Consider the following 12,792-nt stretch of genomic DNA (forward strand, 5'->3'; position numbering starts at 1 on the left):
TGATGATCACTACGCGGGCGGGGCAACGTAACTTGCTGCGCAATCTGAAGTCGGAGGGCAGCCCGGGCCTGCCCCGCATTCCGATCGTGATCGGAATCCTGGTGTCGGTGGCGATCACGGCGATCTTCTCCGCCATGCACGGTTTCCTCGACCTGCAGGTGTACCGGGTCGACACCCGGGGCTGGCTGGAGCACGGCACCCTGTACGGCCCGACCCTGCCGGTGGCGGGCCACACCGACCTGCCCTTCACCTACCCGCCGTCCGCGGCGGTGCTGATGATCCCGCTCGCCATCATGCCGCTGTGGCTGGCCGAGCTCATGGTGACCGCCAGTTCGCTGGCCTGTCTGGGCGTCACGATCTGGCTGGTGCTCTCCCGCGTCCGCCCGGACCTGGACCCGCGCGCGAAACTCACGCTCAGTGTGACCGCGGTCGTGCTCATGCTGGCTGTCGAACCCGTCCGCACCACACTGTGGTTCGGGCAGATCAACCTCGTTCTCATGGCCGCCGTCGCCCTCGACTGCCTGACCGAGAAGCCCCGCTGGCCGCGGGGCGTCCTGATCGGCGTCGCCGCGGTCACCAAGCTGACGCCCGCCGCCTTCGTCCTGTACTTCCTCATCCGCCGCGACTGGAAGGCCGCGGGCACGGCGGCCGCCACCGCGGCGGGCGTGATCGGCGCCGGATTCGTACTGTTCCCAAGGGAATCGCGCGACTACTGGCTGCACGCCATCGCCGACACCAACCGCATCGGCTCCCCCGACTATGTCGGCAACCAATCCCTCAAGGGCATGGTCTTCCGCCTCGGCCTGTCGAACCCCGCGGCCACCGCGGTCTGGCTGGGCCTGGCCGTGGTGGCGGTCTGCGCGGGCGCCGCCCTGATGCACCACCTGGTCGGCCTCGAACGCCGCACCGCGGACTCGACCGGCCCGGCGGGCCCGGTGACCATTCTCTCGGTGACCGCACTGCTCGTGAATGCCGCGGTCCTGCTGCTGATCTCGCCGGTGTCCTGGACTCATCATTGGGTCTGGGTGGCGCCCGCCCTGATCACGGCCGCCGCCTGGACCACCACGAATCCACGTGTCACCCCGTTCGCGGTGACCAGCGCCTTCGCGCTGTTCTTCCTGATCGGCCCGGGCATCGTCCCCAATGGCAAGCATCAGGAACTCGCGTGGTCGTGGTGGCAGCACATTCCGGGCGACATCTACATCATCGCCACCGCGGCCCTGCTCGCCGTCGGTGTCGGGCAGCTGCTCAGGCTGCGGGCCCGCGCCGTCCTCGATCGGACCGCGTAGATCATGCCCTCGATCATCCTCTCGTCGAGGATGACGAAAATGGATGCGCTGCCGACGTTTCCGACCCGGGTCAGGTTCAGGCGTTCTTCAACGCCATCATCCCGGAGGTGCGGATGCCCTGTGCGGTCGCGAATTCCAGCGGTCCGTAGCGTGCGGATTCCGGCATGGTTCAGGACCGCAGGGTTGCGGTGGCGATGTCGAGGAATTCGCGGAGGAGCTTGTCGCGATGGTCCGAGGCGACTGCCAGGCAGGTTTCGGCGCTGGGGGCGTCGGTGACGGGGCGGTGGACGAGGTCGGGGCGCACGTAGGCGCGGGCGACGCTGCGGGGAACCAGGGCCATGCCGTGGCCGGAGGCGATCAGCTCGAACTTTTCTTCCAGCGAGGCGGTGCGGCGTTTCGGGGTGTCGAGCATTCGCTCGCCGTCGAGATCGGCCAGGGTGAGTTCCCGGCGCGCGGCCAGCGGATGGGTGGCGGGCATGCAGGCGACCCTGGGGTCGTGGCCGACGGGGATGGTGTGCAGTCCGGATTCGTTGAAAGGCCTCCGGAGGTAACCGATCTGGGCTCGGCTGTCCCGTAGCGGCGCGTCCGGCTCCCACCAGCGTGCGGGCACGACATCGGTTTCGACCTCCGGGTGCCGTGTCGAGAATTCCCGGATCGCCTCCGAGACGTACAGTCCGGCCGAGAAGGCGACCACCAGGCGTCGCACGCCGTGATCGGCATCGTGCACGCGCCGCACCGCCGCGTCGACGGCAGCGAGAATCCCCTGCGCCTCCTCGTAGAGCTGCTGTCCGGCGGCGGTCAGCTCCACCGTGCGGGTGGTCCGCACGAGCAGCGCGCAATCCAATTCCTGCTCGAAAGCCTTGATCTGACGGCTCAGCACGGGCTGGGCGATGTAGAGCTTCTCCGCCGCCCGGCCGAAGTGCCGATGCTCGGCCACCGCGGCGAAGTAGCGGAGCTTGCGCAGATCCAGATCCATACCCTCACGGTATCAATGCGCGGAAAGGGTCTTGGACGCCGCGACGAACCGTTACCAGACTCGAAGCATGATCGTCATCACCTCCCCCACCGGCCAGATCGGCAGCCAGCTGCTGGACCGCCTACTCGAAACATCTACTCGCAGTGAAGAATTGCGCGTCATCGTGCGTGATCCCGGGAAGCTCCCGGAGGCGATCCGCGCCCGCGTCGACATCGTCACCGGATCGCACGGCGATGCCGATGTCGTGGACCGGGCCTTCGCCGGCGCGGACGCGGTCTTCTGGCTGGCCCCGCCCGACCTGGACGCGCCGAGCCTGGACGACGTGTTCACCGGATTCACGCACGCCGCCGCGAAGGCGTTCACCACCCACGGGGTCGGGCACGTCGTCGGCGTCTCGTCGCTCGGGCGGGGCACTCCCCTCGCGGGTCGGGCCGGGCACGTGACGGCATCGCTGGCGCTGGACGATCTCATCGCGAGCACGGGCGTGGCCTACCGCGCACTGGCGAACCCGTCGTTCATGGACAACCTACTGTGGCAGGCGGTTTCGATCCGGGACGACGGCGTGTTCACCGGCACCGAGACCGCCGACCGCCCGACGCGGATGGTCGCCACCCGCGATATCGCCGCGGCGGCCGCCCGCCTGCTGCTCGACCGCTCCTGGACGGGAACCGGCGAGGTCCCGGTACTGGGCCCGCAGGACCTGACACCGAACGAGATGGCGCACACCATGTCCGAGGTACTCGGCCGCCGAATCCGTTACCAGCAGCAATCTCTCGACGACTTCCGCGCCACCCTGACCGCGCGCGGCATCGGCGACCCGATCGCGACCGCCTACGTCGACATGATGCACGCCAAGAACAACGGCCTCGACGACGCCGTCCCCCGCACCGCCGCAACCACGAGCCCGACAACCTTCCGCGAATGGTGCGAACAGATCCTCGCGCCGGCGGTCCGCGCATAACCACCCCGAACCGCGCGGATCTCGCCATGAGCGTGCGTTGGTGGGAACACCAATTCGGATCCAGCCCGAGACGGTCGTGCCACTCCGGTCCGCGACGGGTTCAGCGGGGCTGACAGGTGGGGCACCAGAACAGGTTTCGGGCGTCCAGCACCGAATGCAGGACGGTGGTGCCACACAGACGGCACAGATCTCCCGCCCGCCGATACACGTAGGTTCGCGGCTTGTCCTTGGCGTAAGCCGGTGCGCCGTGGTCGTCTTCGGGGCGGACCACCACGATCTTGCCGCGACGCACGCCGACCTTCATCAGGTCGACCAGGTCGGACCAGATCGCCTGCCACTCTTCGTAAGAGAGCTGGGTTCCCGGACGATCGGGCGAGATGCCGTGACGGAAGAGGACTTCCGCGCGGTAGACATTGCCGACCCCGGCCAGGATCTTCTGATCCATGAGCAGCGCGCCGATCGGCCGCTGCGAGCGGCGGATGCGGTCCCAGGCGCGGTCGGGTTCGGCGTCCCGGCGCAGCGGGTCGGGGCCCAGGCGGGAGGTGAGCGCTTCGACCTCGGGGTCGAGCAGGATCTCGCACGCGGTTGGGCCGCGCAGGTCGGTGCCGTGCAGGTCGCCGGTGCGGCCGCCGCCGATCAGGCGCATGCGGACCTCGCCGACCGGATCGTCCATGGGCACAGCGGATTCGGTGAACTTGCCGTACAGCCCCAGGTGGATGTGCAGGGTGACGCCCGAATCATAGTGGTGGAGCAGGTGTTTACCCCACGCCTCGGCGCGGGTCAGCACCCGGCCGTCGATCAGCGCCGCGCCCTCGGCGAATCGCCCCTGCGGGCTGGAGACTCGGACCTGACCGCCGGCGAAGCGCTTGTGGTGTAGCTTCGCCAGGCGGTGCAGCGTATGGCCTTCGGGCACAGGTCAGTTCGGGAGGGCCGGGGGCACGCCGGTCTTCTCGTACTCGGCGAGAATGTCGATGCGGCGCTGGTGGCGCTCCTCGTTGGACCACGGGGTGGTCATGAAGGCGTCGACGATGGCGAGGGCTTCCTCGGTGCTGTGCATGCGGCCGCCGATGCCGAGCAGCTGGGCGTTGTTGTGCTGGCGGGCGAGCTGCGCGGTCTCCACGCTCCAGCCCAGGGCGCAGCGGGCGCCGGGCACCTTGTTGGCGGCGATCTGCTCGCCATTGCCGGAGCCGCCGAAGACGAAGCCCAGCGAACCCGGCTCGGCGACCACGCGGCGGGCGGCCTCGATGCAGAAGGCCGGGTAGTCGTCGAGGGCGTCGTATTCCAGCGCGCCGCAATCGACGACATCGTGGCCCTGGCCCTCGAGGTGAGCCTTGACGTGGTTCTTCAGTTCGAAGCCGGCATGGTCGGCACCCAGGTATACGCGCATGGCTGCGATTCTGTCAGCACGCCCGCCCCCGGTCCGCACGGGGCTCTCACCCCCGCAGCCCGTCGCGTGAGCTGCCCCGCAGCGACGACCGCGCGTCGACGCCGGTGAAACGTACTATCCAGGCATGACGTCCGACGACAGTTCACAACCGCCGAACGCCTACGGGGGGCAATCCGCTGGCGGCCTACCGGGACCGCCGACCGCCGGAAGCAGTCCGGCCTGGAACCCCGTGACCGGCATGACCGGATGGGATCCGCGGCTGGGCCCGCCGGGATGGGCTCCGCAGCAACCGTATTCGCCGCCCCAGCCGCCGGTGGTGCAGCAGACCCGGGGCCTGTCCCCGTTCGGGATGCCGGCACGGCACAGCTGGGAGATCCCGCTGCTGGTGGTCGTGATCGTGGCCACCGTGCTGGCGTATCTGTTCGCGCTACTGCTGCTGGTGTCCGGCTATGCCGGTCAACTGGTGCTGGCCGCGGTGTTCGCGCCGCTGCTGGTCTACCTGGGCCGCGGTCTGAACTACGCGACCCAGCGGGTCAACGGCGTGAAGATGTCGCCGACCCAGTTCCCCGAGGGCTATCGCATGGTGCAGGAGGCCGCGGCCCGGTTCGGTATGCCGAAGGTGCCCGACGCCTACGTGGTGCTGGGCAACGGCCAGATCAATGCGTTCGCCTCCGGGCACGGCTTCCGCCGCTACGTGGTGGTGTACAGCGATCTGTTCGAAATCGGCGGCGCGGCACGCAATCCCGAGGCGCTGGCCTTCATCATCGGCCACGAGGTCGGGCACATCGCGGCCGGGCACGTCTCGTACTGGCGGCAGCTGGGCATGTTCATGGCGCCGTTCCTGCCGATCCTGGGCAGCTCGCTGATCCGCTCCCAGGAGTACACCGCCGACAATCACGGCTTCTGCAACCGGCCGCAGGGCGCGCCCCCGGCCATGCAGACGCTGGCGGGCGGCAAGTACCTGAACAATCTGGTCGGCTTCGACGAGATGGCCGACCGGGCGGCCCAGGAGAAGGGCTTCTTCGTCTGGATCGTGAACGCCATGTCCAGTCATCCGGTCTTGACCTGGCGCATGTGGGCGCTGCGCGACCGCAGCCGCCACGGCAAGCTGTTCTGGCGGCCCGACGTGCCGCAGCGTCCGGTCGCGGCCCCGCCCTACGGCGGGTACCAGCCGCCGCACCCGGGCGGATACGGCGGTCCGCCGCCCGGATACGGCGATACCACCACATATCACGAGTACCGGCCGCAATGACGTCTCGCGGCAGCGTGATCGGGCGACGTCTCCAAATATGTGACGGCACAATTCATTTCGTGAGGCGAGGGTGCCTCCCCGAGTACCGCCGGGAATCGGGCTGCTGCTCCACCGCAGGCACGCGGGCCCGCCGGTGAACGGCTCCCGGCCGTGCGCTGAAGACCCGGGGAGGCGGGGGAGCTCAGTCGAAGACGGGATCCTCGGTGCGGGTCCGCTTGAGCTCGAAGAAGTGCGGGTAGGCGGCCAGCGCGACCGCGCCGTCCCACAGCTTGCCCGCCTCCTCCCCACGCGGGATGCGCGAGAGCACCGGCCCGAAGAAGGCGACATCATTGATGTGGATGGTCGGCGTGCCGACATCCGGGCCGACTTTGTCCATGCCGGCGTGGTGCGAGGCGCGCAGGGCCTCGTCGAAGTCGGTGCCCTTGGCGGCCTCGGCCAGGTCGGCGGGCAGGCCCACCTCGGCCAGCGACTCGGCGATGATCTGGGCGAGCAGGTCCGCGCGGGAGCCGTCCGCGCGCTCGTACTCGGCGCGGCGGTTGTGCAGGCGGGTGCCCATGGCGGTGTAGAGCGGGGCCAGCACCTTGTCGCCGTGATCCTGGGCCGCCGCGATGGCGACCCGCACCGGGCCCCAACCGGTCGCGAGCAGCTCCTCGTACTGCGGGGGCAGGCCCTCGCGGCCTTCGTTCAGCACGGACAGGCTCATCACGTGGAAGTGCGTCTCGATATCGCGTACCTGCTCGACCTCGAGGATCCAGCGGGAGGTGATCCAGCACCACGGGCACAGCGGGTCGAACCAGAAGTCGACCCGGTCCTTCTTGGTGTCGCTCACAGGGAAGTCCTTTCGCAGTCGATCGACGGCCGAGGGCAGGGCCGTACTCAATGCGCAACAACCCCGATTGTTGCCGATATTTCCGCTCCGCCCGACTCCACCCGGGCTAGGGTCGGACTATCGGCCTCATCGACGGCGGTCCCGACCGTACTAGCAGGGAGGTTTCGGCATGACCACATCCAGGTTCGTCATCGCGGGCGGTGGACTGGCCGCCGCAAAGCTCGCGGAAGCCTTGCGGGCCAATGATTTCGATGGTTCGGTCACGCTCGTCAGCGCGGAGGATCATCTGCCGTACGAGCGGCCGCCGCTGTCCAAGGAGCATCTGCTGGGCAAGCAGGCGCTCAGCGACTTCACCGTGGATCCGGCGCAGTGGTATCGCGACCACCATATCGAGATGATGCCCGGCACCACCGTCACCGCGCTGGATCGCAGCACCAAAACCATTGCGCTGCCGGACGGTACGACACTGCCCTACGACAAGCTGGCGCTGGCCACCGGTTCGCGGCCGCGGCTGCTGCGGCTGCCCGGCGCGGACGCCGAGGGGGTGCACGTGCTGCGCACCATCGAGGAGTCCGACGCCCTGCTCGCGATGTTCGACTCCGCGCGGCGACTGGCCGTCATCGGCGGGGGGTGGATCGGGCTCGAGGTGACTGCCGCCGCACGCGCCGCTGGTGTGGAAGTGACTGTGCTGGAGGCGGAATCGGTGCCGCTGCAGGCCGCGCTCGGGGCCGAGATGGGCGCGGTGTTCGCCGAACTGCACCGCGCACACGGGGTGGATCTGCGGCTCGGGGTGAAGGTCGGCGAGATCACCACCGCCGACGGCCGGGCCACCGGGGTGCGGCTCGACGACGGCACCCATATCGAGGCGGACGCGGTGCTGGTCGCCGTGGGTGCGCGGCCCAATATCGAGCTCGCCGCCGATGCCGGGCTGGCGGTCGGCGGCGGCGTCCTGGTCGACGAGAGCCTGGCCACCAGCGACCCGGATATCGTCGCGGTCGGTGACATCGCCGATCAGCAGCATCCGGTGCTGGGACAGCGAATCCGGGTGGAGCACTGGGCGAATGCGCTCAACCAGCCCGCGGTCGCGGCGTTGACCATGCTGGGCAAGCCCGCCGTGTACGACCGGCTGCCCTACTTCTTCACCGACCAATACAACCTCGGGATGGAGTACACCGGGTACGTGGCGCCCGGGCAGCAGGCGCGTGTGGTGGTGCGCGGTGACCTCGGCAAGCGCGAGTTCGTGGCGTACTGGCTGGACTCGGGAAACCGGGTGCTGGCGGGGATGAACGTGAACATCTGGGATGTGCAGGACAAGATCAAGAAGCTGATCCTGAGCGGCGAGGCCGTGAACCCCGAGGAGCTGTGACGACCCTCATATAATCCGGAGTACGGAGTACGTCGTCCCGGCGTACTGGGCTCCGACCTCTGGACGAGAGCGCCCGCGAGGGTGCACCGACGAAAGGAGCCGACCGTGAAGTACATCCTGATCAAGACCTACTCCGCCGCCGCCTACTGCGACACCCCGATCAACGAGTGGGCGCCCGAGGAGATCCAGGCCCACATCGACTTCCAGCGCGCCCTCGGCGAGGAGCTGGCCAAGTCCGGCGAACTCGTCGACGCCCAGGGCCTCGCCGACCCGGGCCAGGCCCGCACCGTCACGTCCGACGGCCGTTCCGCGCCGGTGGTCACCGACGGGCCCTTCCCCGAGACCAAGGAGTTCCTGGCCGGGTTCTGGATCGTCGATGTCGACAGCCCGGACCGCGCGCTCGAGATCGCGGCCAAGGCATCGGCCGCGCCCGGCCCCGGCGGCAAGCCGATCGGCGAGTACATCGAGATCCGCCCGATCATGAGCGCCCCCGCCGCCGATCTCTGATGCCGGACACCGCGATCGAGGACCTGCTGCGCGACCTCGCGCCGCAGGTCCTCGGTACCCTGGTCCGCCGCTACGGCGACTTCGACGCCGCCGAGGACGCCCTCCAGGAGGCCCTGCTCGCCGCTGCCACCCAGTGGCCCGCCGACGGCCTGCCCGACAACCCGCGCGGCTGGCTCATCCAGGTCGGCGCACGGCGTCTCATCGACACCATCCGCGCCGAGTCGGCCCGCCGAAACCGCGAGGCCGCCAACGCCATCCGCGATCCCGAACGACTCGGTGCCGCCGCCCCCGATCCGGCCGACGCCGTCATCGCCGAGGATCGCGACGACACGCTGACGCTGTTCTTCCTGTGCTGCCATCCGGCCCTGTCGCCCGCGAGTGCGATCGCACTGACGCTGCGGGCGGTGGGCGGGCTCACCACCGAGGAGATCGCGCGAGCCTTCCTGCTACCGGAAAGGACCATGGCGCAGCGGATTACGCGGGCCAAGAAGCGCCTGGCGGCCGAGGAGCGGCCCTTCGCCACGCCCGCGGGGTCGAACGGGCAACGGGAAGAATGGAATGAGCGGCTCGGCAGTGTGCTGCGGGTGCTCTATCTGATCTACACCGAGGGGCACACCAGTGGTGGCGAGCGACTGCGGCGGGGAGATCTGTCGAGCGAGGCGATTCGGTTGGCGCGGGCCCTGTCCCGCGTCCTGCCGGACGATCCGGAGGTCACCGGGTTGCTCGCATTGCTGCTGCTGACCGATGCCCGGCGGGCGGCGCGCACCGGAAGCCGCGGCGAACTGATCCCGCTCGCCGAACAGGATCGCGGCCTCTGGGATCGCGAAATGATCATCGAGGGCGTGCGGCTGGCGACCGCGTCGGTGCGCAGCGGCCTCATCGGCCCGTACCAGATCCAGGCCGCGATCGCCGCCCTGCACGCCCAGGCGCTGCGCCCCGAGGACACCGACTGGCCCCGAATCCTGCTGCTGTACAACGCCCTCGAACGCCAGTCCCCCAACCCGATGGTCACCCTCAACCGCGCGGTCGCCACCGCCATGGTCCACGGACCCCAGGCGGGCCTGGACCTCACCGACACCCTCACCGACTCGCTCGCGGGCAACCACCGCCTCGACGCCGTCCGTGGCCACCTCCACGAAATGGCCGGCGATCCCGACGAAGCCATCGCCGCCTACACCGCCGCCGCCCGCCACACCACCAGCCTCCCCGAACGCGACTACCTCACCATCCGCGCCGCCCGCCTCCGCCGCCAGTAACCGACCCGTCGTTGTGCGGCCGACGTTTCGCCTCGCGGATTCATTGCGGCGCGGATTGTTCCGCGCCATCGCGGCGCGCTCGCGGCATGCACCCGGGTCCATGGCCGTTCGCTACCCAGCGGTGACATGGCCAGAAGGCTGCGGCACCACATATTCAGGTACCGCTGCAGGTCAGGCGGCGGTGGCGCGGAAGGCGGTGGGGCTCTGCCCGCGGTGGCGTTTGAAAGCAGCGGAGAAGCCGAAAGGGTCTGCGTAGCCAACTGCTTTGGCGATTTGGGCGATGGTGAGATCAGTGTCGGTGAGCAGTTCCTCGGCCTCTTCCATGCGGGATTCGGTGAGGTAGTTCAGCGGCGGCCGGCCCAGGACCGCGGTGAAGCGCTTGGCGAACAGGGAGCGGGAGACTCCCGCCTCGGCGGCCAGCGAGGCGACGGTCCAGGGCGCGCCGGGATCGGTGTGGATGGCGTGCAATGCGGGGCCGACGATCGGGTCGGACAGACCGCGGAACCAGGTCGGGGCCTCCGGTCCGGCCTGCTCGAACCAGTTGCGCAGCGTGCAGACCAGACTCCAGTCGAAGAGGCGGTCCATCATCGCCTGCGAACCCGCGCTCTGCCCGACCGCCGCGGCGGCCGCCGACTCGTACCAGCCGCAGGTCTGGAAATCCTCGCTGATCACCACGACCGGTGGGAGCGCCCGCAGGAGGCGTTCGTGGCGGCGCGTCGAGGTCCGGTAGGCCCCGACCATCAGGGCGGTGGCGTCGGCCTCACTGCCCCACCGGATTCCGGTGAGCTCCTGTCCGGAGCACTCGGAATCGGAATGGAAGCAGGCGATCTCGTACTCGGTGGGCGCGGTATCACGAACTCCCGGGCGGGCGGCGGCGCCGTTCCCGACATCGCTTGATACCAGCCGGAATTCGCCGGGTCCGCGCACCAGCGCGGTGTCGCCTACCACGAGCGGCCGGCTGCCACCGCCCGGCAGCAGCAGCGTGCCGCCGCCGCGCATGACGGTCACCATAGTCAACGGGGCGTGATCGGCGAAGCGGATGATCCAGGGCGCGGGCATGACCGCGTGCGTCACGATCGAGCCCTCGGCTCGAACACCACTCAGCAATTTGCTCAGGGGATCCACCCCGTCGACGGTAGACGAATTCCTATCCAGTGGAGCGCTTTACCCATGGATCGTCCACGTCGATTTCGGTGTACTGAAGGCCATCGGAATGCACTACCGCTCGATCCAGGAGGAAACCCCTTGTCGCACAACGGTATCGACCAGGTCGGCCAGCAGATCCGCACTGGCCTGGTCGTGGTTGCCCATCACCGATCCGATTCCCTCAGCGCGCACATCGCCCGCCGGACCGTCGCCCGGCTCGAGTCCGCCGGATACCGCGTCGACCTGCTGGATCTGCGGGCCGAGGGCTTCGACCCGCGCATGACCGAGGCCGACCAACCCGACTGGGGTAATCGCGAGAAGACCTACTCTCCCGAGGTCCATGAGCACATGGACCGCATCCTGGCCGCCGACGTCGTGGTCGCCGTCTTCCCGGTCTACTGGGCGAGCGTCCCCGCGCTGCTCAAGGGCTGGATCGATCGGGTGTGGAACTACGGATTCGCCTACGGCCGCAGCAAGCCTCGCCTCGCGGGCAAGCGGATGCTGTGGCTCGGCCTGGGCGGAGTCGCCGCGGGCGATCCGACCGTCGACTTCATGCAGCAGGCGCTGGAGGGCCAGCTCAATATGGGAATCGCCTACTACTGCGGATTCTCGTACTCCGCCGTCGGCCTGCTCCCCGATGCGGAGGAGCGCCGCCAGCGCCTCGACGCCGACGGGCAGCTCCTCATCGACGCGGCCACCGCCGGCGCGGAACGCGTGGCCCAGTACTCCGAGCTGGAGCGCCGGGCCGACGCCTTCGTCACGAACTTCCTTGCCGCCGAAGCGGTTCCGGCCTAGCCCTGAACGCCGCTCCAGGTATTGCCGGTGATGAGCTCGTAGGCCGCGACGTACTTCTGGCGGGTCACCTCGATCACCTCGGCCGGAATCTCCGGGCCCGGGTACTCCTTGTTCCACCCGGTGGAGGTGGACCAGTCGCGCACGAACTGCTTGTCGAACGACTTCTGCGGGCGGCCGGGCTCATAGTCGTCGGCGGGCCAGAAGCGGGACGAGTCCGACGTCAGCACCTCGTCGCCGACGGTGAGAACGTCGCCGTCCCAACCGAGTTCGATCTTCGTGTCGGCAATGATGACCCCGCGCGCGGCGGCGTGCTCGGCGCCCCGGGCATAGATCTCGAGGGTCAGGTCGCGCAGCTGCTCGGCGACCTCCCTGCCCTCCTGGTTCACCACGTCCGCGAAGCTGATGGGCTCGTCGTGCCCGGCGTCTGCCTTGGTGGTGGGGGTGAAGATGGGTTCGGGTAGCTTGTCGCCGTCACGCAGGCCGGGCGGCAGCGCGATACCGGACACGGTGCCGGAACGCTGGTATTCGGCCAGGCCGCCGCCGGTCAGGTAGCCGCGCGCGATGCACTCCACCTTCAGCATCTTCAGCGGCTTGACCCGCACCCCGCGGCCCGCGAACTCGGCGGGCACATCGGTGGTGGACAGAATGTGGTTGGGCACATCGGAGAAGAACCCGAACCACCAGTTGGACAGCTGGGTGAGCAGCGCGCCCTTGTCCGGAATCGGGGTCGGCAGCACCACGTCGTACACCGACACCCGGTCGGATGCGACCAGGATCAGCGAATCGCCGTCCTCGTACAGGTCGCGCACCTTACCGGCGTGGATGTGCTTCAACGGTCCTCCTCGTGCTGGGCGATTGCTGCCGCCGCAGAGCTTACCGACGGGCACCGTCCGCCTCGACGCCCGGTCGAACGCCCGATCGCAGTCGACCTGGAGCAACCGGCCCGCGCGGGGCGGCGGTCAACGCCCACCCCGGCGCCCCCCCCACCCCGGCCCCCGACCCGGAGGGATAGGGGCTGCACAAGGCCG

The 12,792-nt window shown here is 69.2% G+C and carries 13 protein-coding genes; 7 read left to right on the top strand and 6 right to left on the bottom strand.

Annotated features, from left to right (window positions below; all coding sequences use genetic code 11):
- Positions 1-2: 2 nt before the first annotated feature.
- A complete protein-coding gene (locus ACFXHE_RS12765; protein WP_379382595.1) occupies positions 3-1,289 on the top strand; it encodes a glycosyltransferase family 87 protein in 1,287 nt (428 codons plus the stop codon).
- Between the two features lie 169 nt (positions 1,290-1,458).
- On the opposite strand, the gene ACFXHE_RS12770 is transcribed toward ACFXHE_RS12765, so the two are convergent.
- Positions 1,459-2,265, bottom strand: coding sequence for a LysR family transcriptional regulator (locus tag ACFXHE_RS12770; protein WP_379382596.1), 807 nt, complete (start codon positions 2,263-2,265; stop codon positions 1,459-1,461).
- A 67-nt stretch (positions 2,266-2,332) separates the two neighbouring features.
- Here ACFXHE_RS12770 and ACFXHE_RS12775 point away from each other — a divergent pair, with 67 nt between their 5' ends.
- The gene (locus tag ACFXHE_RS12775) at positions 2,333-3,226 is read left to right on the top strand and encodes an NAD(P)H-binding protein (RefSeq protein WP_379382598.1); all 894 of its coding nucleotides are present in this window, start codon (positions 2,333-2,335) and stop codon (positions 3,224-3,226) included.
- 100 nt (positions 3,227-3,326) lie between these two features.
- On the opposite strand, the gene ACFXHE_RS12780 is transcribed toward ACFXHE_RS12775, so the two are convergent.
- Together ACFXHE_RS12780 and ACFXHE_RS12785 are read right to left on the bottom strand one after the other, a co-directional pair.
- A complete protein-coding gene (locus ACFXHE_RS12780; protein WP_379382600.1) occupies positions 3,327-4,139 on the bottom strand; it encodes an Fpg/Nei family DNA glycosylase in 813 nt (270 codons plus the stop codon).
- A gap of 3 nt (positions 4,140-4,142) precedes the next feature.
- Entirely contained in the window at positions 4,143-4,613 is a 471-nt protein-coding gene (locus tag ACFXHE_RS12785; RefSeq protein ID WP_040860227.1) for a ribose-5-phosphate isomerase, read from the bottom strand.
- Between the two features lie 238 nt (positions 4,614-4,851).
- Here ACFXHE_RS12785 and ACFXHE_RS12790 point away from each other — a divergent pair, with 238 nt between their 5' ends.
- Positions 4,852-5,865 (top strand): M48 family metallopeptidase, encoded by a 1,014-nt coding sequence (locus ACFXHE_RS12790; protein WP_379382849.1) that lies wholly within the window; start codon positions 4,852-4,854, stop codon positions 5,863-5,865.
- 181 nt (positions 5,866-6,046) lie between these two features.
- On the opposite strand, the gene ACFXHE_RS12795 is transcribed toward ACFXHE_RS12790, so the two are convergent.
- Positions 6,047-6,694, bottom strand: a complete 648-nt coding sequence (locus tag ACFXHE_RS12795; RefSeq protein ID WP_379382602.1) for a DsbA family protein — start codon at positions 6,692-6,694, stop codon at positions 6,047-6,049.
- Between the two features lie 169 nt (positions 6,695-6,863).
- Between ACFXHE_RS12795 and ACFXHE_RS12800 the strand changes: the two genes are divergently transcribed.
- The 3 genes from ACFXHE_RS12800 (at position 6,864) to ACFXHE_RS12810 (ending at position 9,823) form a co-directional block, all read left to right on the top strand.
- Entirely contained in the window at positions 6,864-8,060 is a 1,197-nt protein-coding gene (locus ACFXHE_RS12800; protein ID WP_379382604.1) for an NAD(P)/FAD-dependent oxidoreductase, read from the top strand.
- A 105-nt stretch (positions 8,061-8,165) separates the two neighbouring features.
- Positions 8,166-8,567, top strand: a complete 402-nt coding sequence (locus tag ACFXHE_RS12805; RefSeq protein ID WP_354834706.1) for a YciI family protein — start codon at positions 8,166-8,168, stop codon at positions 8,565-8,567.
- Complete coding sequence (locus tag ACFXHE_RS12810; RefSeq protein WP_379382606.1) at positions 8,567-9,823, top strand: RNA polymerase sigma factor; 1,257 nt, start codon at positions 8,567-8,569, stop codon at positions 9,821-9,823. The genes ACFXHE_RS12805 and ACFXHE_RS12810 overlap by 1 nt, the downstream gene beginning before the upstream one ends.
- Before the next feature lie 171 nt (positions 9,824-9,994).
- On the opposite strand, the gene ACFXHE_RS12815 is transcribed toward ACFXHE_RS12810, so the two are convergent.
- Positions 9,995-10,948, bottom strand: a complete 954-nt coding sequence (locus tag ACFXHE_RS12815) for an AraC family transcriptional regulator (RefSeq protein ID WP_379382608.1) — start codon at positions 10,946-10,948, stop codon at positions 9,995-9,997.
- Positions 10,949-11,068: 120 nt separating this feature from the next.
- On the opposite strand from ACFXHE_RS12815, the gene ACFXHE_RS12820 reads away from it, so the two are divergent.
- Positions 11,069-11,764 carry an NAD(P)H oxidoreductase gene (locus ACFXHE_RS12820; RefSeq protein ID WP_379382610.1) on the top strand — a complete coding sequence of 232 codons (696 nt, stop codon included), beginning with the start codon at positions 11,069-11,071 and terminating at the stop codon, positions 11,762-11,764.
- On the opposite strand, the gene ACFXHE_RS12825 is transcribed toward ACFXHE_RS12820, so the two are convergent.
- Complete coding sequence (locus ACFXHE_RS12825) at positions 11,761-12,597, bottom strand: phosphoribosylaminoimidazolesuccinocarboxamide synthase (protein ID WP_354834694.1); 837 nt, start codon at positions 12,595-12,597, stop codon at positions 11,761-11,763. The two genes, ACFXHE_RS12820 and ACFXHE_RS12825, sit on opposite strands and share 4 nt — an antisense overlap.
- Positions 12,598-12,792 lie beyond the last annotated feature (195 nt).

Origin of the sequence: Nocardia sp. NPDC059229 (assembly GCF_042754165.1) — a bacterium.
Lineage (GTDB): Bacteria > Actinomycetota > Actinomycetes > Mycobacteriales > Mycobacteriaceae > Nocardia.